The organism is Lacrimispora sp. BS-2, assembly GCF_040207125.1.
Classification (GTDB): domain Bacteria; phylum Bacillota; class Clostridia; order Lachnospirales; family Lachnospiraceae; genus Lacrimispora.
Genome location: NZ_CP157940.1, coordinates 2,718,878 through 2,741,161 on the forward strand (window position 1 = coordinate 2,718,878; position 22,284 = coordinate 2,741,161).

17 protein-coding genes are annotated in these 22,284 nt (G+C 46.2%); 3 read left to right on the forward strand and 14 right to left on the reverse strand.

Annotated elements, in window-relative coordinates; all coding sequences use genetic code 11:
• Window positions 1–140: 140 nt before the first annotated feature.
• The 5 genes from ABFV83_RS12845 to hrcA all read right to left on the reverse strand — a co-directional run bounded on the left by ABFV83_RS12845 (window position 141) and on the right by hrcA (window position 5,613).
• On the reverse strand, window positions 141–698 hold the full coding sequence (locus ABFV83_RS12845; RefSeq protein WP_349944337.1) for a glucan-binding protein: 558 nt from the start codon (window positions 696–698) through the stop codon (window positions 141–143).
• Window positions 699–738: 40 nt separating this feature from the next.
• Window positions 739–1,875, reverse strand: a complete 1,137-nt coding sequence (gene dnaJ, locus ABFV83_RS12850) for a molecular chaperone DnaJ (RefSeq protein WP_349944338.1) — start codon at window positions 1,873–1,875, stop codon at window positions 739–741.
• A 94-nt stretch (window positions 1,876–1,969) separates the two neighbouring features.
• Window positions 1,970–3,832 carry a molecular chaperone DnaK gene (dnaK, locus tag ABFV83_RS12855; protein ID WP_349944340.1) on the reverse strand — a complete coding sequence of 621 codons (1,863 nt, stop codon included), beginning with the start codon at window positions 3,830–3,832 and terminating at the stop codon, window positions 1,970–1,972.
• A gap of 69 nt (window positions 3,833–3,901) precedes the next feature.
• The gene (gene grpE / locus ABFV83_RS12860) at window positions 3,902–4,546 is read right to left on the reverse strand and encodes a nucleotide exchange factor GrpE (protein ID WP_349944341.1); all 645 of its coding nucleotides are present in this window, start codon (window positions 4,544–4,546) and stop codon (window positions 3,902–3,904) included.
• Window positions 4,547–4,563: 17 nt separating this feature from the next.
• Entirely contained in the window at window positions 4,564–5,613 is a 1,050-nt protein-coding gene (gene hrcA, locus ABFV83_RS12865; protein WP_349944343.1) for a heat-inducible transcriptional repressor HrcA, read from the reverse strand.
• 377 nt (window positions 5,614–5,990) lie between these two features.
• Here hrcA and ABFV83_RS12870 point away from each other — a divergent pair, with 377 nt between their 5' ends.
• Both ABFV83_RS12870 and ABFV83_RS12875 read left to right on the forward strand, forming a co-directional pair.
• Complete coding sequence (locus ABFV83_RS12870; protein ID WP_349944344.1) at window positions 5,991–6,575, forward strand: 3D domain-containing protein; 585 nt, start codon at window positions 5,991–5,993, stop codon at window positions 6,573–6,575.
• A gap of 196 nt (window positions 6,576–6,771) precedes the next feature.
• Window positions 6,772–7,494: a 3D domain-containing protein gene (locus tag ABFV83_RS12875; protein WP_349944346.1), complete on the forward strand. Its 723-nt coding sequence runs from the start codon at window positions 6,772–6,774 to the stop codon at window positions 7,492–7,494.
• A gap of 118 nt (window positions 7,495–7,612) precedes the next feature.
• On the opposite strand, the gene hemW is transcribed toward ABFV83_RS12875, so the two are convergent.
• The 4 genes from hemW to gpr all read right to left on the reverse strand — a co-directional run bounded on the left by hemW (window position 7,613) and on the right by gpr (window position 13,676).
• Window positions 7,613–8,827: a radical SAM family heme chaperone HemW gene (gene hemW, locus ABFV83_RS12880; RefSeq protein ID WP_349944348.1), complete on the reverse strand. Its 1,215-nt coding sequence runs from the start codon at window positions 8,825–8,827 to the stop codon at window positions 7,613–7,615.
• Window positions 8,817–10,631 (reverse strand): translation elongation factor 4, encoded by a 1,815-nt coding sequence (gene lepA, locus ABFV83_RS12885; protein WP_349944350.1) that lies wholly within the window; start codon window positions 10,629–10,631, stop codon window positions 8,817–8,819. Before lepA ends, hemW begins: the two co-directional genes overlap by 11 nt.
• 619 nt (window positions 10,632–11,250) lie before the next feature.
• Entirely contained in the window at window positions 11,251–12,642 is a 1,392-nt protein-coding gene (locus ABFV83_RS12890) for a stage II sporulation protein P (RefSeq protein WP_349944352.1), read from the reverse strand.
• Window positions 12,643–12,698: 56 nt separating this feature from the next.
• Window positions 12,699–13,676 (reverse strand): GPR endopeptidase, encoded by a 978-nt coding sequence (gene gpr, locus ABFV83_RS12895; protein ID WP_349944354.1) that lies wholly within the window; start codon window positions 13,674–13,676, stop codon window positions 12,699–12,701.
• 279 nt (window positions 13,677–13,955) lie between these two features.
• Between gpr and rpsT the strand changes: the two genes are divergently transcribed.
• A complete protein-coding gene (gene rpsT / locus ABFV83_RS12900) occupies window positions 13,956–14,219 on the forward strand; it encodes a 30S ribosomal protein S20 (RefSeq protein ID WP_349944355.1) in 264 nt (87 codons plus the stop codon).
• Window positions 14,220–14,353: 134 nt separating this feature from the next.
• Here the strand turns inward: rpsT and ABFV83_RS12905 are convergent, their stop codons facing one another.
• The 5 genes from ABFV83_RS12905 to ABFV83_RS12925 all read right to left on the reverse strand — a co-directional run bounded on the left by ABFV83_RS12905 (window position 14,354) and on the right by ABFV83_RS12925 (window position 22,280).
• Entirely contained in the window at window positions 14,354–16,012 is a 1,659-nt protein-coding gene (locus ABFV83_RS12905) for an alpha-glucosidase (RefSeq protein ID WP_349944356.1), read from the reverse strand.
• Window positions 16,013–16,069: 57 nt separating this feature from the next.
• Window positions 16,070–19,042: a beta-phosphoglucomutase gene (gene pgmB / locus ABFV83_RS12910; protein WP_349944357.1), complete on the reverse strand. Its 2,973-nt coding sequence runs from the start codon at window positions 19,040–19,042 to the stop codon at window positions 16,070–16,072.
• A 17-nt stretch (window positions 19,043–19,059) separates the two neighbouring features.
• A complete protein-coding gene (locus tag ABFV83_RS12915; RefSeq protein ID WP_349944359.1) occupies window positions 19,060–19,884 on the reverse strand; it encodes a carbohydrate ABC transporter permease in 825 nt (274 codons plus the stop codon).
• 12 nt (window positions 19,885–19,896) lie between these two features.
• Window positions 19,897–20,793 carry a sugar ABC transporter permease gene (locus tag ABFV83_RS12920; RefSeq protein WP_349944360.1) on the reverse strand — a complete coding sequence of 299 codons (897 nt, stop codon included), beginning with the start codon at window positions 20,791–20,793 and terminating at the stop codon, window positions 19,897–19,899.
• Window positions 20,794–20,921: 128 nt separating this feature from the next.
• Window positions 20,922–22,280 carry an extracellular solute-binding protein gene (locus ABFV83_RS12925; protein WP_349944362.1) on the reverse strand — a complete coding sequence of 453 codons (1,359 nt, stop codon included), beginning with the start codon at window positions 22,278–22,280 and terminating at the stop codon, window positions 20,922–20,924.
• Between the last annotated feature and the right edge of the window lie 4 nt (window positions 22,281–22,284).

Consider the following 22,284-nt stretch of genomic DNA (forward strand, 5'->3'; position numbering starts at 1 on the left):
CAACTCTTCCTCATTTGCAAAAAATGATTCATCTCCCTGGCCCCGGGACGAAAAATACGATCCGGAAAAATAAAAATCAAATGAAAGAAAAGGTACGGCAGAAAATTTCCGCCATACCTTTTAAAAACATTCAATCAAGTTTACTGAATCCATGCGCCGTCAGCTCCCACCTTATATCCGTCAGGAGTGGTCGTATTTGTAAGCAGCCTTCCCAGATGGCCATCGGACATGGTATTAAAGTAATAAGCTTTTCCGCCAATGATCTGCCAGCCTATTCTCATAGCACCCATTGTACCGTCATCCACCGGATTTAAGTAATACTTAAGACCTCCCTCATCTGCATACCACCCGGTCAGCATATGGCCCTCCCAATTAAACCGGTACCATCTGCCATCGATATACTTCCAGCAGTTAGATGGCCAGCTTCCGTCACTGTATTGAAACCACCAGCCGGAAGGGCTGTAGCGCCAGCCTCTCTGGCAGCTATAGCTGCCTGGGCCGTCGTCATCATCATCATCGTCCCAGTAGTCAAAAGATTCACTTCCCTCAACAGGCCCTTTGATTTTTGTACCTGAACCGTTCCAGCCGGGAAACTCCCGGACAGTCTGCCCGTCTGCGGCCATGACGGCAGCCGGAAACAGAACCGCTATCCACATAACAGCAACTGTCAGTGCCAGTTTTTTTGCAAGCCTTCCCATACCTTCCCCTCCATTTAAAACCATGTATCTTCCGGAATCCTTATTTAAAGATTCCCTTTTTTTTATGTTTGTCGCCTTCGCCTGTGCCGTTCATGGCTTCGTCAAACTTACGAAGCGCCTCTTTTTGAGCCTCTGTCATGCGTTCGGGCACTGAAACCACCAAAGTAACAAAATGGTCGCCGCGAATGGCCCGGTTGCGCAAGGAAGGGACACCCTTTCCTTTTAAGCGTACCTTGGTATCAGTCTGAGTTCCCGCCTTTACTTCGTATTCCACTTCCCCATCCACAGTCTTGATCCGGATGGTTCCGCCTAAGGCAGCTTTGGCAAAGGAAACGGGTACTGTTGAGAAAATGCTGGTATCCTGGCGTTTGAAAATCGGATGGTTGGATACCACTGCCTCTACCAGCAGATCGCCTCTCTCTCCGCCATTGGTTCCCGGCTCTCCTGCACCTGCAAGGCGCACGGACTGTCCGTTGTCAATTCCTGCCGGAATGGTAACTTTAAATTTCTTTCTTTTTGTATTGTATCCGCTGCCATAGCAGTCCGGGCATTTTTCCTTAATGATTTTCCCGCTGCCTCCGCAGTCCGGACAAGTCTGAACATTCTGTATCTGGCCGAAGAAGGATTGCTGGGTATACATGATCTTTCCTTTTCCATTACATTTCGGACATGTAACCGGTGAGGTCCCCGCTTTTGCACCGCTTCCGTGGCAGGAGGAACACTCTTCCTTAAAATTGATCTCAATCTCCTTCTCGCAGCCGAAAATCGCATCCTCAAAGGTGATGCGGATGCTGGTTCTGACATTTGCTCCCCTAGATGGCCCATTGTACTGGGCGCTGCTTCTTCGTCCTCCGCCAAAGATATCTCCGAAAATATCTCCGAAAATATCTCCCATGTCTGCTCCGCTGAAATCGAAGCCGCCAAAGCCGCCTGCTCCTCCGCTTCCGTCAAAGGCAGCAGAACCGAACTGGTCATACTGGCGTCTTTTATCAGGATCGCTAAGGACACTGTAGGCCTCGGAAGCCTGCTTAAACTTCTCAGCAGCTGCGGCATCTCCGGGATTTGTGTCAGGATGGTATTTCTTAGCTAATACCCTGTAAGCCTTCTTAATGGCTGCATCATCCGCATCCTTTGGAATACCCAGGGTTTCATAATAATCTTTTTTACTCTCTGCCATCTTAGGTCTACCTTTCATAGATTAAAGCAACTGGGAAAAAGTGCTGTATCGCTACAACACTTTTCCCAAAGTCCTGTCTACTGACCAGACTAGTTTACACCTCTTTGTAATCTCCGTCAACTACATCGCTGTCCTGGTAGGAAGCATTTTCCGCTCCCATGTCAGGGCCTGCGCCCTGGGCACCGCCCTGAGCCTGGGCCTGCTCATAAACTTTTGCAAATAAAGCCTGAGCACTGTTCATCAGTTTTTCTTTGCCGGCCTTGATGTCTTCGATCTGAGCATCAGTCATCTCATCAATAGGAGCTCTGCCTATGGCCTCTTTCAATGCATTTAAGTCCGCTTCCACAGATGCCTTATCGTTTGCATCGATCTTATCTCCTACTTCCTGCAGAGCTTTCTCTGTCTGGAATACCATGGAGTCTGCATCGTTTCTTGCGTCAATGCCTTCCTTGCGCTTCTTATCCTGAGCCTCGTATTCAGCCGCTTCCTTAACTGCCTTATCAATATCAGAATCAGACATGTTGGAGCCGGAAGTAATGGTAATATGCTGTTCCTTGCCTGTTCCCAAATCCTTAGCGGAAACATTTACGATACCGTTGGCATCGATATCAAAGGTAACCTCGATCTGAGGAACGCCTCTTCTTGCAGGAGGAATTCCATCCAGACGGAACTGGCCTAAGGTCTTGTTATCTCTTGCAAACTGTCTTTCACCCTGTACCACGTGGATGTCAACCGCTGTCTGGTTGTCAGCCGCTGTGGAGAAGATCTGGCTCTTCTTTGTGGGGATAGTCGTATTTCTTTCAATTAATCTGGTAGCAACGCCGCCCATGGTCTCAATGGATAAGGAAAGGGGAGTTACGTCCAGAAGCAGGATATCGCCTGCACCTGCATCACCTGCAAGCTTTCCGCCCTGGATGCTGGCGCCGATGGCAACACATTCATCCGGGTTCAGGGATTTAGAAGGCTCCTTGCCTGTCAGCTGTTTTACTTTTTCCTGTGCAGCCAGCATACGGGTAGATCCGCCTACTAACAATACTTTTCCTAACTCAGCAGCAGTAATGCCGGCATCCTTTAATGCATTCTGTACCGGGATCGCAGTGCGCTCGATCAGATCTGCTGTCAGCTCATCAAACTTTGCTCTGGTCAGATTCATATCCAGATGCTTTGGACCTTCAGAGGTAGCAGTGATAAACGGAAGGTTGATGTTGGTTGTGGTAGCGGAGGATAATTCCTTCTTTGCCTTTTCAGCAGCTTCTCTTAATCTCTGCATTGCCATCTTGTCGCCGGATAAATCAACGCCTTCTGCCTTCTTGAATTCATCTACCATCCACTGAGTCACGCGGTTATCGAAATCATCACCGCCCAGACGGGTATCGCCGTTGGTGGAAAGAACTTCGATGACGCCGTCGCCGATTTCAATGATGGAAACATCAAAAGTACCGCCGCCTAAGTCATATACCATGATCTTCTGCTCTTTTTCATTATCAAGTCCATAAGCCAGAGCTGCTGCTGTCGGCTCGTTGATAATACGCTTTACGTCAAGGCCTGCAATCTTACCGGCATCCTTGGTTGCCTGACGCTGTGCGTCGTTAAAATATGCCGGTACGGTAATAACCGCTTCGGTTACTTTTTCTCCTAAATAAGCCTCTGCATCTGCCTTTAATTTCTGAAGAATCATGGCAGAAATTTCCTGAGGGCTGTAATTCTTTCCGTCAATAGCCACCTTGTAGTCCGTGCCTATATGTCTTTTGATGGAAGAGATGGTGCGGTCAGAGTTTGTTACTGCCTGACGCTTTGCAGGCTCACCTACAAGCCTCTCTCCGTTTTTAGTAAATGCAACAACGGATGGTGTGGTTCTTACGCCTTCGCTGTTGGGAATTACAACTGGTTTACCGCCTTCCATAACGGCTACACAGCTATTTGTTGTACCTAAGTCAATACCAATGATCTTGCCCATAGTTTTTTCCTCCTATTTAATAAACAAAAATAAATGATTACCAATTTTATGTTTCCTGATGCCATATAACTAATTAGCCACCTGCACCATGGAATGCCTTACCACGGTGTCGCGGTAGGTATAACCCTTCTGGAGCTCCTGGGAGATTATATTCTCACCCAGTGATTCATCTTCAATATGCATTACCGCATTATGGAAATCAGGATCAAACGGCTTTCCTACTGCTTCAATCGGTTTTACACCGGCCTCTTCCAGGGTTTTCATAAGCTGTTTGTATATCATTTCCATTCCATCAGCAAAAGGAGCTTTTTTTTCCTCCTCTGAAATGGCTGCAAGGCCTCTTTCAAAATTATCAACTACCGGAAGGATGCGCTCAACAATATCCTTTGCTCCGATTTCAAACATGGCTGATTTTTCTTTTTCTGTTCTCTTGCGGTAATTATCAAATTCAGCCATGGACCGCTGCAGGCGGTCTGTCAGTTCCTCTATTTTTTCATCCCTTGGGTCTTTTTTCTCTTTCTTTTTTCCGAAAAGGCCCTTTTTCCCGGATTCTTCTTTGGAATCCTCTGCAGCCGTTTCTTCCTCCGGAACATTTTCCTGGGTTCCATTATCCCCGCAGGCTTCTGCGCCTTCTATTTCTTTTTCAGCGGAAACGGCATCCTCTGTATAAACAGTTTCGTCTGCCAGATTCTCATCTGTTTTCACATCTTCCATGCTCAATGCTCTACCCTTTACCTTTCATCTTTTTTCAAAATGGTATCCAGCTGCGTCATGAGATTGCGCAATGTGCTGAGTACCTTTTCATAATCCATCCGTTTCGGACCAATGATTCCAATGGTACCTCTTAAGCCTTCCCCCAGTTCATAGTTGGCGGTTACAATGCTGCAGTCCTTCATTGTCTTAACAGGAGCCTCATCGCCAATATATACCTGGATTCCGGATCCGCTCTCCGAACTGTTCACATCATCGATCAACCCCTGTAAAAGATCCTTCTGTTCCAGCGTACCGATAAGCTTACTGGCCCTTTCACCATCGCTTAACTCCGGATACTTGAAAATGTTCGTAGCACCGCTGGTATAAATCTGAAGGTCTTCATCATCCCCCCGGATGGCTGCGGCCACCTCGGTGAGAACCCGGTCCACCACATCACAGTGGGACCCTGCCTGAACTTTCATCCTGCTGATCACTTCAAGATTGATCTCCTCTATGGTCAGCCCGTTAAGGGCATTGTTAAGAAGAATGTTAAGATTCAGAAGTCCTTCGTCATCTAATTCCGTATGAATGGGTATCATGGTGTTCTTAATAATATTGCCTTCCACCACAATTACCAAAAGAAGCTTTTCATCATCAACCTTGGAAAGCTGAATGAACTTCAGTTTGTTCCGGTGGTACTGGGGTGCGCTGATCATTGCCGCGTAATTGGTGTTCTGTGCAAGAAGCTTTGCCATCTGCTTTAATAAGAGCTCTACCCTATCCACCCGCTTTAACATCATATCTTTGATTTCAGTGACTTCCTCTTCTTTTTCCTGCATGATCTGGTCCACATAAAAGCGGTAACCCCTGTCAGAAGGAATCCTTCCAGCGGAGGTATGGGGCTGAACAATATATCCCAGCTCCTCCAGATCAGACATCTCATTTCGGATGGTAGCAGAGCTTAAGTGCAAATCCGTATACTTTGATATGGTACGGGAACCTACCGGCTCTCCGGTCTCCAGATAAGTTTTGATGATGGCTTTTAATATAGTTACTTTTCGCTCATCCAACTGATCCCTGTCACTCAAACTGCCCCACTTCCTTTCTGAGTCTTTTTTTGTTAGCACTCAACGTTTGGGAGTGCTAACATCTTCTTTTCATAATATATTCTTTTTTTCTACTTTTGTCAATACATTCCTGTAAAATTTTTTGGTGAAGTTTTTGTGACCTGCTTGTACATTTTTCCTCAATTATCTATTAAATATTACAAAGCTATTGACATTTTTTTCTTGACATTTAACACTTTTGTAATATAATGGTAAATAAGACACCATAACAACACGATTAAGAGGCCGGTTAAAAGAAAAACTTCTTACAACCTTAAGCTTGTGAACAGCGTGCCCCGCTTTGCCGGGCGCCAGCTGGATATGCAAGCATATCCCCTTGATCCATTTGGAGGTAAATTATGAATAGTTTTTCAGGGAAAAAGAGTATCACAGGATTCCTGACACTTCTTTGTATCCTGCTGTTGTCTACAACTGCACTTGCAGCTGAGACTACGGGAAAAGACCAAACTGTGAATCAAGTACAGTCCGAAAGCGCTGGAACGGATCACCAAACCATACAAACCGAAACGGAAAGCCAGACGGCATCAGCCAGTACCGAGACGGTTTCTGGGGAAATCGGACCTGGCATTAAGAAAAAAGCGACCGAGCCGGAAAAACCGGAAGAGCCGGCAAAGCCGGTTTATGAAAAAGGAGAATCCCTGGGGCTCTTCTCCGCCACTGCATACTGTCCGAACAGCGAAAACTCCGGCAAACAGTGCCGGACCTATTCCGGAACAATTCCGCAGCCGCAGCATACCATATCCGCGGATATCACGATCCTTCCTCTTGGAACAAAGGTCATGATTGACGGCATCGTCTATACCGTTGAGGACATCGGAAGCAGCGTGAAAGGAAACAAAGTAGATATTTTCTTCGCAACCCGTACAGAAGCATTGAATTTTGGAAGACAAACAAAAGAATTATTTGCAGTCATTGAACGGTAGGAAATGCCATATGACACCGCAGAACAGCGAATCACTTCACTGTTCTGCGGCTTTTTTTTCGTCTTAACCTTGACAAATTTGGAAAAATGTGTAAAATGATTACTTGTACCTCATTTATTACAATTCTGTTACATATAATTATAAATATATTTAAAATATGTTACAGTTTGTAAGAAAGAAAGGAAGTATTTGTAATATGCAAAGAACAAAACGAATTCACTGGTTCTTAGGAACCTTACTAATGATGGCATTTTTCCTAATAAGTGCATGGAATACCCTGGCAGCCCAGACAGCAGGTATTATTGACAATGCAGACGAAAGCAGTGTCAGAGGCTGGGCCATTAACAACTCTGATCCCAGCTCTGCGGCAGAAGTAAAGATTGTCATTACCAATCAGTCAAACGGGCAGATCGTGGCAGAGCTTACCACTGCTGCCTCCAAGTACCGGGAGGATCTGGTATTCAACGGAACCGGAAATTATGGTTTTGAAATACCGGTCTCCTGGAATTCCTATGGAGACGGCACTTACCTGGTAGAGGCCTATACAGCCGGCCAGAAGCTCTCCGGTACCAGAGTTCATGGAGTCGGCGCTGCCGCTGCCGCCAGCCTTCAAAACAGCAGCTCTAATCTCCGTTCCCTGGGCGCATTTAAAACCACTGCCTACTGTCCCTGCCGGAAGTGCTCCGGAGGCTGGGGAGGACGTACCAGCACAGGAACCATTGCAACCGCAAACCATACCATTTCTGTTGATCCAAGGGTCATTCCCTATGGCAGCCGCATCATGATAAACGGAGTCATCTATACGGCAGAGGATTGCGGAGGCGGGGTCAAGGGAAACCACATTGATATTTTCTTCAACACCCATGGAGAAACCCGCGCCTATGGCTCCAGAAGTGTGGAAGTATATCTCGTTCAATAGCACTGTATCCCGGAAAGAAAGGGGTAAACGGCACTCTAATCGTTAAACACAGCGTCTTTTTCTGTGTCTTACCATTAGGATACCGTTTACCCCTTTCCTTTCAGCATACGGCTCCGGCTTATGCCAGGAACCGGCTCATGACATAGTTACTGATGTCGATCCCCCTGTACGTCAGGCGGTAATATCCGTTTTTAAACTCCATAAGGCCTTCTTCTTCCATCGCATCCAGCACCATACCATAAACATTCCTGATGTTGTGGCCAAAGCTGCTGACAAATCCCTGGGCCGAGACACCTTTCGTCAGACGCAGTCCCAGAAACATGTACTCTTCCATCTTCTCCTCTATTGTCAGCTGTTCAAACTCCTGCCTAAGCACTTTCTGAAATTCTTCCTCCTGATCCAGGCGGGCGCTGCAATACTCATTGAAAACAGGAGTGTTGTGAAAACGGCATCCATTCATATAGGAAGCAGACCCCAGACCTAAGCCCAGATACTCCACTCCTGTCCAATAGCCGATGTTATGCCTGCACTCGTAGCCCTTTTTGGAGTAATTGGATATCTCATACCGTTCATACCCCTGGTCAGCCAGAAATCCCCTGGTCAGGTAATACATTTCACGCTCTGTATCCTCATCCGGCAAATCCGGCAGGGACTTAAGACAACAGGCTTCTTCCGGTGTCAGGGATTTGCTTTCCATCTTACTATCTTCCTTATACCGGTCATAATAAGGAGTTCCATGCTCCACGATCAGGCTATAAGCAGAGATATGCTCCGGCTTCAGCATGGTCACCTTTTTTAAGGTATTCTTCCATGATTCCAATGTCTGCCCGGGAATTGCTGAGATCAAATCCACATTCACATTGTCAAATCCTGCCATACGGACTCTCTGATAGCTTTTCAGGAATTCATCATAAGTATGAATTCTGCCCAGATAGCGCAGCTCTTTGTCATCCGCAGACTGAAGTCCCATGCTGATCCGGTTCACTCCTGCTTCTCTGTAGCAGAAAAGGGACTCAGCCGTAACCGTACCAGGGTTTACCTCCATGGTGATCTCTGCATCAGCCAGGATATCAAATCCCTCCTTAAGAGAATGGAGAACCGCTGTCATGTCCTCTACACTTAATATAGAAGGAGTGCCTCCCCCTATGAATACGCTGATCACCTGGTATTCTTTGACTTTGGCACTCTGGCATTTAATCTCTTCTATTAACCTTTTTGTATATTCCCGCTTCATCTGCTGGTTTCCGGGAAATGAGAGGAAATCGCAGTAAGCGCATTTACGCGCACAAAACGGGACATGCACATAAATCTCAAGACTTTTTTTATTCATCATCTAATTTCAGTACGCTCATAAATGCCTTCTGTGGTATCTCTACGTTACCAACCTGGCGCATACGTTTTTTACCTTCTTTCTGCTTTTCAAGAAGTTTTTTCTTACGGGAAATATCACCGCCATAACATTTGGCAAGAACGTCCTTTCTCATGGCCTTCACTGTCTCACGGGCAATGATCTTGCCGCCGATAGCCGCCTGGATGGGGATTTCAAAAAGCTGTCTGGGAATCTCATCCTTTAGCTTTTCGCACATCCTGCGGCCTCTGTCATAGGCAGATAATGCGTGGACAATAAAGGAAAGGGCATCCACTTCTTCCTTGTTCACCAGGATGTCCAGCTTTACAAGCTCAGATCTCTGGTAGCCCTTTAATTCATAATCAAAGGACGCATATCCCTTGGAACGGGATTTTAAAGCATCAAAGAAATCATAAATGATCTCGTTTAAAGGAAGCTCATATTTTAAGAGTGCCCTGGTAGCTTCCATGTATTCCATGCCCAGATACACGCCTCTCCGTTCCTGGCAAAGGGTCATGATGGCGCCTACAAATTCCGTGGTCACCATGATCTCAGCGCTGACAATTGGCTCTTCCATATATTCGATTTCCGTTGGGTCGGGCAGGTTGGAAGGGTTTGTCAGCTCCAGCTTCTCGCCGTTCTTTTTATAAACACGGTAAACAACGCCGGGTGCCGTTGTCACCAGATCCAGATTATATTCCCGCTCCAGACGCTCCTGAATGACCTCCAGATGAAGGAGACCTAAAAATCCGCATCGGAAACCAAAGCCAAGGGCAAGAGAAGTCTCCGGCTCAAAGAACAGGGAAGCATCGTTAAGCTGAAGCTTTTCCAACGCATCCCGCAGATCGTTATAGCGGGCTCCATCCGCAGGATACAGGCCGCAGTAAACCATGGAGGTCACCTTCTTATAGCCTGGAAGCGGATTCTTGCAGGGCCGGTCCGCATTGGTAATGGTATCACCTACTGCAGTTTCCTTTACATTCTTTATGCTGGCTGTCAGATATCCTACCATACCGGCGCTTAATGCTTCACAGGGGAGGAACTGGCCTGCGCCGAAATAGCCTACTTCCACCACCTCTTCTATGGCTCCGGTGGCCATCATGCGTACCCTGTCGCCCTTTTTCACTGTTCCCTCCTTTACACGGAAGAAAACGATGACACCTTTATAGGAGTCATAAAGGGAGTCAAAAATCAGGGCCTGGAGGGGAGCATCCGGATCTCCCTTTGGAGCCGGGATCTTTTCAACAATGGCATCCAGGACTGCTTCCACATTTTCTCCTGTCTTTGCGGAAATCCTGGGAGCATCCTGGGCTTCAATCCCAATGACATCTTCGATCTCCTCCACCACGCGCTCCGGTTCTGCGCTTGGAAGATCGATTTTATTTAAAACCGGAAATACGTCAAGATCGTGGTCCAGAGCCATATAAACATTAGCCAGTGTCTGTGCCTCGATTCCCTGGGAAGCATCCACCACCAGGATTGCTCCGTCACAGGCAGCAAGGCTTCTGGAAACCTCATAGTTAAAATCCACATGACCCGGGGTGTCAATCATGTTAAAAATGTATTCTTCGCCATTCCCGGCCTTGTAAATGGTCCGGACTGCCTGGGCCTTAATGGTAATTCCCCGTTCCCGCTCCAAATCCATATTATCAAGGACCTGGGACTGCATTTCCCTGCTGGTGAGCAAACCTGTCTTCTCTATAATCCTGTCTGCAAGGGTTGATTTTCCATGATCAATATGAGCGATAATACAAAAATTGCGTATCTTGTTCTGCTGGGCAGCTGCCATATATTTAATTCCTCTTTTCTGATGTTTCTGGTGTTTTTCCGGCCAGCCCCCATCCCAAGGGCATAATCCGCCAGATTACTATGATATCTTTAAAAATATACCATTAAAATAGAAGATTGTCCACCTTGATAGCGTTGTTTTTCCTCGCTAATCTGTTGGAAAAACAACGGCAATGCTTGTTTTGCTGTCCTTGCTAAAAATAACGGTATCATTTTAGTATCTCAAAAGCCGCTTAGTTTGATCCCTCGTTATTATAAAGGAGGATAACTCTTAATGATCTGCTTATAAACTAATCCTTGACTAAACTAAGCCTTGAAATAATATGCGCAGTGTGATATATTAAAAGCACAAAAGGAATAACCGCCACACAAGGTGGAAGCTCCCAGAAAACAGTACAATGTCCTAACGGACACCGCCTATCCTGTTCGCAGCAGGGTAGGCTATTTTTTTAACTTATCTATGTAAGTCAGCAAGGCCAGGATAAAGGTTGCAAATAATAGCACATCTGCAAATGAAAACATATCCGGCACCACCTCCCCTCTCGTTATGGCATAAAGGCATAAAAGCGGGAAGGTTCCACCCTGTATTCGGTTACTCCTGATAGCATATTACCATTTTTTTAATTTCCCTGCAACACCATATCCAAAATTTCAGACAGAGGTTCCATGGCGTTTAATGCTTCCTGGTATGTATTGGTCTGGGCACCTACTTCGATCAGGGCAGATCTTGCCCTTAAATGCTGGTTATACCGAAGGCCTTTTATGTATATTTTCCGGGTCAGATTGGGAAAATAGGCCGCCGCATCAAGCTGCATCTGAAAGCTGAAAGCAAGATTCTGGTCTCTATAAGGATTGGGAAGATATTCAATAGTCCCTTTTGGCGTCTGGCTGACTCCATTAAAAAACATAATGGGGGCTGTTGGTTTCCCATTGACCTGGTTTACCATATGGAGATTCTCGTTTACCCCATCCCGGTGGACATCCAGTATCACCTCAATAGAGGGGTTCTTCTGAAGGATTCCTGTAATTCCATCCAGAGCATAAGTATATGCTTTGTTTCTGTCCAGCTTACCGTTTTGCAGATCATAGACCGAGGTATCATGGATCACATTGTAGCCCTTTGCAGTCAAAAGCTCCGTAAGATAATTTCCGATTCCAACTACGGTGGCACCGGGATTATCCGGCCCGTGATCTGCAAATTCCTCCTGGGAATGGGTGTGGTAAATGAGAATCTGAGGTTTATCGTTTGCTCCCTCCAGGGTAAAATCCTCGGAAAGGAACTTATCTGACTTCATTAAATCCCTGCCTGCCGTTGTGGAGGTATGGACGCTGTAAAAATGCTTTATGAGGAAGTCATAATCTGCCAGCTGCTCCTTGCGGTATAGGGTCCCTGCTATCGGCCATATGGTGCTGGTTGCACAGGTCATGGCAGGGTCTTTATCCGCCGGTCCCCCATGGCCGGTCTCTGGTGCCTGATTTTGTTCCGGTCCCTGGCTGTCTGCCCTATCTCCCCCGGCAGGCGGTTGCTCTGCCGGCTGTGCCTTATGGGTTCCCGCATTGATGCTTCCATCCTCACCGCTTTCCTCACCGCCGTCATATAAAAGAAAGCTATGTTCCTCATAAAATCTTCCGCTTTCCAGATATCCTTCATAAGCCGGATCCGCTTCCCCGTAGTCTGTTGACCCTTTGCCGCTGCTGCCGGCATACCGGTAAAGAGGGGACTGGCTGAAAAGGAAATCACAGAGAGCATTTATCATGGATCTTTCATGGGTGCCGGACTGGTTGCCCTTCTGGTCCTTTTCTTCCCATGTTGCGGCCGGATACTGGTGCCTCCAGATATAGGAAGCCCCAAGACCCGCCCCTTCTTTTGCCCAATTTTCCGCTTTATGAAAGTCCGCCTTTTTTCCGGCTTCCGAAACCTCTTTTATACTGAGAAGAACGGCCAGTACCAGGCTTACTGTAAGCATCATTTTTTTTATATACCAGTTAATTCCCTTGTTTCTCCGCCTCATAACCGCCTTCCCACATAGATTATTCATAATATCCTATGCAGAATGCCTGTCATTTACTACGAATCTTCCTGTCCCAAAAATGCCAGATGGATTCCTTCGGAGATGGTGAAACTAAGTTCCTTTACTGTTTCATCAATATCCGGAGGCGTCACATACATTGGCCCGAATTCCGGCTCCAGCAATTCCCGGATCAGATCATACTGCTCATCCGAGTTCAGCTTTCCGATAAAGTCCCCCATTCCCTTTGTTTCCATGCTTTCTGAAAGAGCGCCTATCATGGCGGAAACCGTATCATGGACAATGGCTGCCGCTCCTACAACAGTAGGGACTCCGATGGCCATGACCGGCACGCCCAGGCTGTCAAACGTAAGGCTGTGCCTGTGATTTCCCACTCCGGAGCCTGGGTGGATCCCTGTATTCGTAAGCTGTATGGTGGTTCCAAGCCGCTTTACGCTTCTGGCTGCCAGCGCATCAATGGCAATGATGATATCCGGCTTTGTTTCTTTTATAATCCCTTTTAAAATCTCGGCGCTTTCCATTCCTGTCTGGGCCATGACTCCAGGAACAATCCCACTGATTATAGGCATGGTCCTTCCCTTCCAGAAATCATCTCCGTACTGGATTTTTAAATGCCTTGTTACCTGCAGATTTTTAAGGACCCTGGGTCCAAGGGAATCCGGTGTTACGGAGTCATTGCCAAGCCCGGCCACCAGCACATGAAAATCCGGTTTCCGGTAATTTTTCCCGGAAAGGAGGCGTTCGATCTGGTTTGCCAGTTCCTCTGAAACCTCTCTGTGATAATCTTCGTCTTTCATGGAAAGTTCATCGGCCTCCAGGGTAATATAGGTCCCAATGGGTTTTCCCATGGCTTTTGAACCTTTCTCGTCAAGAATTTTTACCTCGGTCATTTTTATATGGCTGTCTGCCCGATGCCACTCCCGCAGGGACACTCCCGATATTTCGCCGCCGTCACCCGGGAAACTCTCTCTTTCTTCTACCGCAAGGTCTGTACGCACTGTAAATGTGTTTTCCATTTTTTCCACCTTTCCTCTTTACTGCCCATGCTTTTTGTGCATAAAGGTATGCCTGTATGGCTTTTCTCTTTATTGCCCATGCTATTTGCGCATAAAGGTATGCCTGCATAGCTTTCCAGCATTTCTTAGGTATTTTCTGCAAAAATGCGGGAATTATGTATTGACATATGCGTTGAAATTCGTTAGAATACAAAGGTATGTTTACATTGAACTGTCCGTGTCCAGGCTTTGATGCAAAACAAAGAATAATCATATATCATTTTATTGGAGGTGTACCGATTGGCTAACATTAAATCTGCAAAAAAGAGAATTTTAGTAAATGAAACAAAGGCTGCAAGAAACAAAGCGATCAGATCCAAAGTGAAAACATCTATCAAGAAGGTAGAGGCTGCTATCGTTGCCGGTGACAAGGCTGCTGCACAGGCAAGTTTAACAAACGCTATCTCAGAGATCGACAAGGCTACTACTAAGGGCGTATATCATAAGAATACTGCTTCCAGAAAAGTATCCAGAATCTCTAAAGCTGTAAACACAATGGCTTAATTCATAGAACAGACTTTTATCCCATTCAGAATAACCCACTGAATGGGATTTTTTATATGGTTTTAAGGCTTTTGCAAAATAGTTTCATTCAGAATCATTTTGCAAAAGCCTTTTTATTTTACAGTGAAATAAAGTTATTGATAGATCACCAGCGCTTCATAAGGTTTCAGCTCTCCGCTTTTTCTCTCCTCTGTTTCATAATTGCTGATCAAAACGGTTCCTGATTGAAATTCCTCAGGAATGCTGTAATTTACCGTCCGGCCGCAGAAGCTGCATACCACCAGAAGCTTCCGGCCTTTAAAGGTCCTCACGTAAGCATAAATAGACGGGTCATCGGGAAGCAGCAGTTCATAACTGCCGCAAACAATAATCTCATATTCATGGCGCAAAGCAATCAGTTTTTTGTAAAAGTGGAATACAGAAGTCTTTCGGTCCATCTGCTCTTTGGCATTGATCCTTTCATAATTGGGATTTACCATGATCCACGGGGAGACTTCCGAAAATCCGGCATTGGGGCTTGTATCCCACTGCATGGGTGTTCTCGCATTGTCCCGGCTCTTGTACCTTAAGTACTTCATCATTTCCTCTTTTGTGAAAATTCCTTTTTCTGTCAGCTCATAGTAGGCATTTATGCTGTCTAAATCCCGAAAATCATGAATCGATTCAAAAGGAACATTGGTCATGCCCAGTTCCTCTCCCTGATACACATAAGGAGTTCCCTGCATCATGTGGAGGCAGGTAGCAAGCATCTTGGCTGAACGTTCCCTGTATTCCTCACAGTCATTTCCAAAACGGGAAACAACTCTTGGCTGGTCATGATTATTCCAGAACAAGCTGTTCCAGGCAATTCCCTCAAGTCCTTTCTGCCATTTTGTCATAATAGCCTTAAGGTCAGGAAGATGCATCTTCTTATCCGTCCATTTGTTGTCGGGATCCCCGTCCACATCCATATGCTCAAACTGGAATACCATGTTAAGCTCACTTCCGTCAGAGGAGGCGTACCTGGCTGCTTCCTCAAGAGTCACACCGGAGCACTCTCCTACGGTCATGATATCGTAGCCGGATAAAACCTCCCGGTTCATTTCCTGAAGATATTCGTGAACCCTTGGACCATTGGCTGAAACATTAAAGCTGGCATACCCATTGATCATGGCCGGACCGTCAGGAAGTCCTTCCTGTTTGGAGATCAGGCTGATCACATCCATGCGGAATCCGTCGATGCCCTTATCCAGCCACCATTTCATCATATCGTATACCTCTGCCCGGACTTTCTCATTATCCCAGTTTAAGTCAGGCTGCTTTTCGGAAAAAAGGTGAAGGAAATACTGATCTGTTTCCTCATCATATTTCCATGCAGGTCCGGAAAAGCAGGAACCCCAGTTATTGGGCTCTTTTCCGTCTTTTCCATCCCTCCAGATGTAATAATCCCGGTAGGGATTGTCCTTTGACTTTCTGCTTTCCATAAACCAGGAATGCTCATCTGAGGTATGGTTTACCACAAGATCCATAACCAGTTTGATTCCCCGTTTATGCAGCTCTTTCAAGAGTCTCTCAAACTCCTCCATGGTTCCAAATTCCTTCATGATTTTACGGTAATCACGAATGTCGTAGCCATTGTCGTCGTTTGGGGAATCGTATACTGGGGATAACCAGACCACATCGATGCCCAGTTCCTTTAAATAGTCCAGCTTGCTGATGATTCCCCCTATATCACCGATCCCATCCCCATTGCTGTCACAGAAGCTTCTGGGGTAAATTTGATATACCACGGATTCTTTCCACCAATTTTTCATAGTCTTTTCCTTTCTAAATTCAATAAATAATCAGGCCGCAGAATAAGAAACACAGCCTTATCCAACGATTTCCAACAACTGGCTGAAGGCTGACAGCTTATAATCTGCTAAGATAGATTTTACCGCATCTCCCACTGCTGCACAATCCATTCCGCCAGATTTTGCAGCCTTAAGCCCTGCCTCGGCATCTTCTACTACAAGACAGCTTTCTGCCTCACAGCTTAGCATGGAGGCTGCCTTTTGAAATACTTCCGGATGGGGCTTTGAATGGGTGATTGTATTTCCATCAGAGACTGCGTCAAAAAAATGTTCCAATCCCAGCTGTTTCAAGATCAGCCCTGCATTCTTGCTGGAAGAGCCGATTGCCAGCTTTATCCCACGCTTTCTAAGTTCTATTAACGTATTCTTTGTTTCCGAAGACAAATCGGAGGTGGTCATGCCTTCCAGCAGCTTTTTATACCCCTCATTTTTTTTCGTAAGATACATTTCCTTATCTTCCTCTTTCATCACCTTATCATACCGTTCCAGTATGATATCAAAGCTTTCCTTCCGGCTGACTCCCCGCAGACGGTTATTGATGACTTCATCAAAATAAATCCCCAGCTCATCTGCCACCTCTTTCCATGCAAGATAGTGGTAATGATCGGTATGACAGATCACTCCATCCAAATCAAAAATAACCGCTTCATAGATTTTCTTTTCCACATACACAGATGCTTCCGGTTCCACCCTTCTCTTTCTTCCAAATACCATAAGCGACACCGGGCTGCTTCCGCTGTTTGCGATTGTGACGCCTTTCTTTTCCACTGTAACCGTCAGCTTCCGGCCCTTCCATACCAGGGGAAAACGAAGCTCATCCCATGCTTTTGGCAGCTTGGGATTAAGCTCCAGGCTGCCGTTTCGGATCCTTACTCCCCCAAAACCCATTATGCAGCTTAACCAGATTCCTCCGATGGAGGCACTGTGAACTCCTTCCTCTGATGATTTCATATCTGGTCCCAGATCAATGGAGCAGGCCGCCTGATACATTTGGTATGCCATGTCTTTCATTCCATAATCATTGGCTAACACTGCATGAACACATCGGCTTAAAGAGGAATCATGAAGGGTCTTATCTTCATAAAATATAAAATTTTTTCTTTTTGTTTCCAGGGAAAATAAATCCGGCAGCACAAAATCCAGCATGACTGTATCGGCCTGTTTGGAAACCATCAGTTTCCCCATCTGCTCCATATTATAATCCTGGTGGATTCCCAGAACCTTTACAGAGGATTTATAGGGTGCCAGATCAATGGGCTCAAGGCTCATATACTGGTCTGTCTGAGGGACAATGCCATTTTCACCGGGCACCGGCAGGTAGAGTTTTTCCCTCTTTTCCTTAAGCCTCTGTTTTAACTGGTCAAAATGGAACTTCTGGTCCAGCCGGTCTGAAACCTCCTTATTTTCCTTTGGTAAAGCTTCCATAATACGTTCTGCCAGCTCCATATTATGATCCGCCATATAATTGGTATAGGTGTTATTGTCCACATGCTCCTTATACTCATCCGGGCCGATCACATCAAGGATCTCGTAACAGGCCTTTTTCTCATTCCATTCCAGGCGGCTGGCCCAGAAAAGAGCCGTATCCAGTATGATTTCATATCCGTAGCGGTCCATATAGTCCTGATCTCCTGAGACCTGATAATACTGCCATACCGCATAAGCCACATCAGCGCTGATATGGTGCTCGATTAAACCTGTGAGGCACTTTTGCACCTTGCCCGTTACCACGTCAGTACCAAGATATAAGGGAGTTACCTCGCCGTCGTCGATCCAGGCGCACTCCCATGGATACATGGCCCCCTCCCAGCCGTTTTCGGCAGCTTTTTTACGGGCGCCATAGAGATTTCTGTACCGGTATTCCAGAAGGGTTCTGGCTGTTTTTGGCTCCGTAAGGGTAAAATACGGCAGGATAAACATTTCCGTATCCCAAAAGGAATGGCCCTTATAGCCTTCTCCTGTCAGGGCCTTTGCACCGATTCCAACCCGGTTGTCATCCTTTTTCACCATAATATTCAAATGGTACTGGGCAAACCTGAGAGCAAGCTGATCAAAACCATCATTTCCCCGTATAGTCACCTCATGGTCTTTCCAGAATTCTTCCCACGCTGCTTCTGACTCATCCAGCAGTCTGTCATATCCCTTATCAAATTCAATCCGTAAGCACTCCATGCCGTCTGCCTTCAGCCGTTCAGACATACCGGAGTGTTCTTCCTTTTCATAGGCCAGGTCCCTGGAGGAATGAAAACAGGATATCTTTTCCATGCGGATGGTTTCACCGGCCCCTGCTGTCATGGACCAGCGCAGATCCATATTTCTTCTTCCCATGACCGGAAGGGGCTTTTCCTCCCGGCTCATCCGACAGGCACTGTGGACCGCCGCAAGCACCCGGGACTCGGTCGTTTCTGCCAGAAACTGCATGGTGACGCCGTCATAGATCCTGCGCCTTAAATTCTCAAAGTGCATGGCTCCATGGTTTGTCACATCCCCATGAATTCCTGTCTCAATCACCAGCTGCGCGCTGCCGTCACAGGACAGCTCCAGGCATTCCGCCGCAACATGTTCATTTTTCAGGGACACAAACCGTTTAAAAACAGCCGTTACCTGAGTCTTAGAGGGGCATTCCCATACGACCTTTCTGGCGGTTTCTCCGTTCTTTAAGTTCATGACCCTTGAATACTCTTTCACCTTTCCTGACTGGAGGTTCAGACGGTATCCGTCAACATAGATGTCCACTGCGGTTACATCCGGAATATTGGGAAGCTCCGTCACCTCTTCATCTCCTGCTTTATTAAAGGTTCCGGTAATGAACGTGTTCCTCACCTCTTCTACATACCGTTCTTCCAGGGCGTTCCGCATTCCTATGTAACCATTTCCCTGGGCAAAAATCGCCTCGTATTTTCCCAGATTCCTGGCATCAAATTCCGTTTCCTCCACCAGCCAGTTTTTTAAGTCTCCCTGGCCCTTTAAAAAATTCATTGTATTAAGCATTATGTCCTCCTATATTGTCAGCCTTTTACTCCTGATGCCGCAACACTGGCCTGTACCTGCTCCTGGGCCAGCGCATATAAAATAATGCCCGGAAGCACCACAAGGGTCAAAGCGGCAAACAGCTTTGTATAATCATAAGAAAATGATTCGGTAAAAAATTGCAGCGCCACCGGCAGAGTCCTGTTCTTATTGGAAGAGGTCAGCAGGGAAGCGTAAAAAAATTCATTCCAGTTATTTAAAAACATGAGAATCCCGGCCGTAGCCAGTCCGCCTTTTGCCAGAGGCAGGTTGATCTGGAAAAATACCCGGAGAAAGCCTGCTCCTTCCAGCCTGGCCGCCTCATCTAAGGATGAGGGAATGGACATAAAGGTGGATTTTAAGATAAACACGGACATTGCAAGTCCCATGGATAAGTAAACCACTGCCAGCCCCCAGATGTTGTCATAGAGATTCATCTTCATGATCAGGGAGAAGATGGGCTGTGCCTTGGAATGGGATGGGACCAGCAGAGTAATGGTAAACAGGGCAAAAATCAGGGATTTTCCGGGAAAACGATACTTTCCGATCACATAAGAACCCATGGCAAAGAACAGCAGCGACAGGAGCGTTGAGGAAATGCAGACCAGAAAGGAATTGACTGCATACCGGAAAAAATCGTACTTTTCAAATAAGTATATATATGGTTCAAAACTTATGGAAGAAGGCAGTGTAAATGGATTTCCAAGGATCTGGGCATTTGTTTTAAAGGATGACATGATCATCCAGAGAATCGGAAAAACCGATATGATCACAGTAAAGATCATAAGAAGATACATACAAAATTTGGTGATTTTTTTCTTCATTGCGCCCACCTCCTAATAGATGCTGTCATTCATGCGGAATGTAATATTGACAACTGCCAGAATAATAAGACCAAGGGCAAACATGACCATACCGTTGGCATTGGCATAGCCGTATTTCATATCGGATATGGAATTGACCAAAATCAGCGGTATATTCATGGTATCATCTCCCGGCCCTCCTGCGGTCGTCAGCCTGATCTGCTCATACATGGCAATTCTGGAAGTAATGGAACAGATCACCCCGGTTCCAATGGCATTCCTGCAAAGGGGGAGCATGATATGGCGCGTCAGCTGCCACGGGGAGGCCCCGTCTACCCTTGCGGCTTCCACCACTTCCTCAGGGACTGCCATTAAGTCATTTAATACAACCAAGGTTACAATCACCGCATAAAAAATCCAGGTGCATGTAACCGCCCAGAATGCATATGGGGACTGGTAGAACCACTGGACGTGAAATCCGGGGTGAAACCATCGGATCATGTTATTTAAAATTCCCATATCATCATTGAAAATGAATTTGTATATCATGGCCCATGCAGCTGCTGAGATCACATTGGGCACCATAAAAATCACTCTGGTAAATTTCCAGCCCTTGGGCTTTGCGTATAAGACAAATGCCATCAGCACGCCGAACCCAACATGGAGGGTGGCCGCGATCACGGACCAGATAAGAAGATTTTTCAAGGATATGCGAAAGGTTTCTGAATGAAAAAGATCTATGTAATTTTTAAGTCCTATGAAAACCGGTTTGTTGAAGCCATCCCACTTGGTAAAGGAAGTGGCGATTACCGTAAGGATAGGCGATAAGTAAAACAGCAAAAATATCAGGAGGGAGGGCAGTAAAAATAAGTAGCACCACTTATAATTCCTTCTCTCCAAAACGGTGGGATTTGACTTTCCTGCTTTCATTTTCTTCCCTCTTTCTAAAAAAATACTGCTGCAACACACCCCTTTCACAGGATTTTTACAGCAGTATTTAACCGAATCAAGTAGTAAAGCGGATTGTGAATATCCCCTTCACTTCCCATGTACGATGTTTAGTTTTTAGCTTCCCCTGCCTTCTGAGTTAATTGACTACAAAATTCCTCCGGCGTAAGAGTTCCATCTGCCAGCTTTGGAAGCAGCTTTCCAAATTCCGTATCAGCAACGGAAGCTGGCATCACATCGAAAATAGATGCCGTGTATCTGGTATCTCCATCCATGCTTTCGGCAAGCTGGGATAAGATGCGGTTCTCCGCCTGTTTCTTTAAGAACTGGTCGCTGTGATCAAGTTTAGGAGCCACGCCGCCTTCGGTCAGCACCAGCTGCTCGATTTCTTCTTTAGAGTCTCGGAAAGCAAAGAACGCTTTTGCCAGTTCCTTTTCCTCATCAGAGGCGGTATTGGCGATCCAGAACTCACCAAATACTCTTGGATTTGCAATGGCGAAATTGCCGGGATAAATGTCTGAAGTCACTTCCTCACCGGTAAAGCCGTTAGACCACTTGTCTGCTGATTTTTCATCAAAATCGGAGGCCATCCAGGAGCCGTTGCATATGAGGGCAGCACTCTTGCTCATAAATGCATTGGCTGCATCTGCGTAAGCCGCGCCAATGGTATTGGATGACGCATTATTCTGAAGGAGATTCTGCAGAATGGTTATTGCGGAAACGATCTTTTCATCGGTATAATCATACAGCTTATCATCCACATACTGAGCCAGGTATGATTCTCCGCCTTCCTGATTGGCAATAAGGACAGTGAGAAAAAGTCCTGTTGTCCATGCATTCTCTGCGGTCTGGAATGCGAACTTGTTATCTCCAATGCTTTCTGTAAATTCGTCAAGGGACATATCCTTAAGGGCTTTTTCCGGCTTATACATGGTATTGTTATAATACAGACCCACAGGCTTTAACACGGAAAGGGGCTTGCAGATCAGTTTTCCGTCTACGGTGCAGTAATCCATGGAATCGTCAATCCAGTTATTCTTTACTTCCGGGTTGGCATTTGCAAATTCAGTCAGGTCGTATGCCATGTCATTGGCAAGAGCTACGCTCTTAAACCACTGAAGATCGATTCCGCCTGAACCGGGTGCATGGACAATGGCGGGAAGCTTGTTCTGCTGGGCCAGCTGCTTGATTTTTTCTGCATACTGGGCCTGAGGAACCTCCTCGACCACGATCTTATACTTGCCTGCGTACTTCTGATTAAACCGTTCTACTTCAGGGAGAAAGAAAACAGCTCCTACATTTTCACCTGCAAGATAGGTTGGAAATGTCATCTGTATTTCCTTGTTCGAAGCATTTTCCGTATTGCCTGCCCCTGGTGCCGTTGTTTTACTGTTCCCACCAGAGCAGCCGCTGATCACCGTTGCCGCAGCCATAACAGCCGCCATAATCCCCGCCAATCTTCTTTTCATAAAA

Coding starts and splice junctions, on each gene's coding strand:
- ABFV83_RS12845 (WP_349944337.1), bottom strand. CDS start 698: ATGGGAAGGCTTGCAAAAAAACTGGCACTGACAGTTGCTGTTATGTGG.
- dnaJ (WP_349944338.1), bottom strand. CDS start 1,875: ATGGCAGAGAGTAAAAAAGATTATTATGAAACCCTGGGTATTCCAAAG.
- dnaK (WP_349944340.1), bottom strand. CDS start 3,832: ATGGGCAAGATCATTGGTATTGACTTAGGTACAACAAATAGCTGTGTA.
- grpE (WP_349944341.1), bottom strand. CDS start 4,546: ATGGAAGATGTGAAAACAGATGAGAATCTGGCAGACGAAACTGTTTAT.
- ABFV83_RS12870 (WP_349944344.1), top strand. CDS start 5,991: ATGAATAGTTTTTCAGGGAAAAAGAGTATCACAGGATTCCTGACACTT.
- ABFV83_RS12875 (WP_349944346.1), top strand. CDS start 6,772: ATGCAAAGAACAAAACGAATTCACTGGTTCTTAGGAACCTTACTAATG.
- hemW (WP_349944348.1), bottom strand. CDS start 8,827: ATGATGAATAAAAAAAGTCTTGAGATTTATGTGCATGTCCCGTTTTGT.
- lepA (WP_349944350.1), bottom strand. CDS start 10,631: ATGGCAGCTGCCCAGCAGAACAAGATACGCAATTTTTGTATTATCGCT.
- ABFV83_RS12890 (WP_349944352.1), bottom strand. CDS start 12,642: ATGAGGCGGAGAAACAAGGGAATTAACTGGTATATAAAAAAAATGATG.
- gpr (WP_349944354.1), bottom strand. CDS start 13,676: ATGGAAAACACATTTACAGTGCGTACAGACCTTGCGGTAGAAGAAAGA.
- ABFV83_RS12905 (WP_349944356.1), bottom strand. CDS start 16,012: ATGAAAAATTGGTGGAAAGAATCCGTGGTATATCAAATTTACCCCAGA.
- pgmB (WP_349944357.1), bottom strand. CDS start 19,042: ATGCTTAATACAATGAATTTTTTAAAGGGCCAGGGAGACTTAAAAAAC.
- ABFV83_RS12915 (WP_349944359.1), bottom strand. CDS start 19,884: ATGAAGAAAAAAATCACCAAATTTTGTATGTATCTTCTTATGATCTTT.
- ABFV83_RS12920 (WP_349944360.1), bottom strand. CDS start 20,793: ATGAAAGCAGGAAAGTCAAATCCCACCGTTTTGGAGAGAAGGAATTAT.
- ABFV83_RS12925 (WP_349944362.1), bottom strand. CDS start 22,280: ATGAAAAGAAGATTGGCGGGGATTATGGCGGCTGTTATGGCTGCGGCA.